Genomic DNA, 1509 nt, shown 5'->3' with positions numbered 1-1509 from the left:
TTACGCTCCAATGGATAAAACCCTATTTGGCATGAATAAAAGCCATTAAATAATGTCTAAATTATTGCCTTGAATCAGGTATGGCATTTATTCATCCTATTCAATAAACAACAGGGCTAAACGTACCTGATCATAAGCCATACGTGGACTGGTTGCCTCTACAATTGGACGCAGCTTGATTGAGCCATCTTCAGTGAAATGTTCAGGATTTTGGCGTTTTTGCAATTTCTTATAGATTTTGCGCACCTCTTCCACTACTTCATCGCCAGGATGGGCCACTGAAATATCCAGATTCTGTTCTTTGTGCAAGCGTGCCAAATGATTGATGATAGTTGCAGGAGTCAGCCCTCTTTCACTGGCAATATCTTCAATATCATAACCCTCTTCAAACAGTGCCTTGGTTTCATCCAGAGTCGCGGTGGCATAACTTTGCTTTCCACCTTTGCTGAGCTTTTTCTCATTACGGCTAATTTCAGTCGGATTTAGCGTACCACCACAATGACGGATAAATGCATTTTGCTGTGTGGTTAAATCAACGTTTTCAAAATTGACTTCGGCTTCAGTAGAAAGTTCCTGAAAACGGCGATCCGCCTTAATGGCCAGACTATCCAACTCTAAAGCCTGATCATTAAAACCCAGTAGTTTTAAACCTTTCAGGGACTTTAACCGCGACAGGGCCACATAGCCCTGACCTTTTTCAAAGGTATGGGTCAGGTTGATTTCTGCGGCTTCCAGTGTCATGCCCTGACTTTTATGGATGGTGATTGCCCAGGCTAAACGTAAGGGAATCTGCTGAAAACTGGCAATCACCTTGCCTGCCTCATTTTCAATCGACCAAGTTTCTGGCTCAACCAATAAAGTTGTACCATCGGTCAATTTTACTTTAGGCAAAATACCGTTCTGATCATCTTCCTCAAAACCAATCACTTCTCCCAAGCTGCCATTGATATAGCCAAGGTCAAAGTTGTTTTTCACAAACATTACCTTGGCATGCTTTTTTAGGGTCAGTTCTTCAGGCGCACGTACAGACGATTTCAATGTTTCAATCAGCTTTTCATTACCATCCAGCACCGCATTAAACTGATGGCTTTCATTGTCAATCTCATTGAGATGTTGATAGTTGATATTATCGACATCCATATTATGGGTATATAAACGGGTAAAGGTTTCACCAATATCGTGCTGGCGTGATTGCTGTAACGCTCGAATATGTTCGGCCTGAATACTTTGCGCCCGAATCGCATTTAAAATCTGGTTGAGGATTTCATCATCCTGACGGTGTTGTTCGGTGAGATAACACACCCGAAATTTCGCCTCCACCCAAGCCTCAGACATAAAGCAGAATTTATCCCGATTGGCTTCACCATTACGCCCGACTGGTGGCAACTGGAAAAAATCGCCAGCGACAATGACCTGAATACCGCCAAATGCCTCATCACTCTCTTTAAAGTATTTCAGTACTTGATTGACCAAATTGAGCTGCTTGGCATGCAGCATTGAGATTTCATC

1 protein-coding gene is annotated in these 1509 nt (G+C 42.6%); it reads right to left on the bottom strand.

From position 1 onward, the window contains the following. Positions 1-96: 96 nt before the first annotated feature. Positions 97-1509, bottom strand: a 1413-nt coding sequence (locus B4H32_RS09765; protein ID WP_286802670.1) for a helix-turn-helix domain-containing protein, incomplete at its 5' end; no start/stop codon positions are given.

This window comes from Acinetobacter sp. UBA2063 (assembly GCF_002333245.1).
Classification (GTDB): domain Bacteria; phylum Pseudomonadota; class Gammaproteobacteria; order Pseudomonadales; family Moraxellaceae; genus Acinetobacter; species Acinetobacter parvus.
The sequence above is the reverse complement of the archived record's forward strand: the minus strand, read 5'-3'. Positions and strand labels throughout refer to the sequence as shown.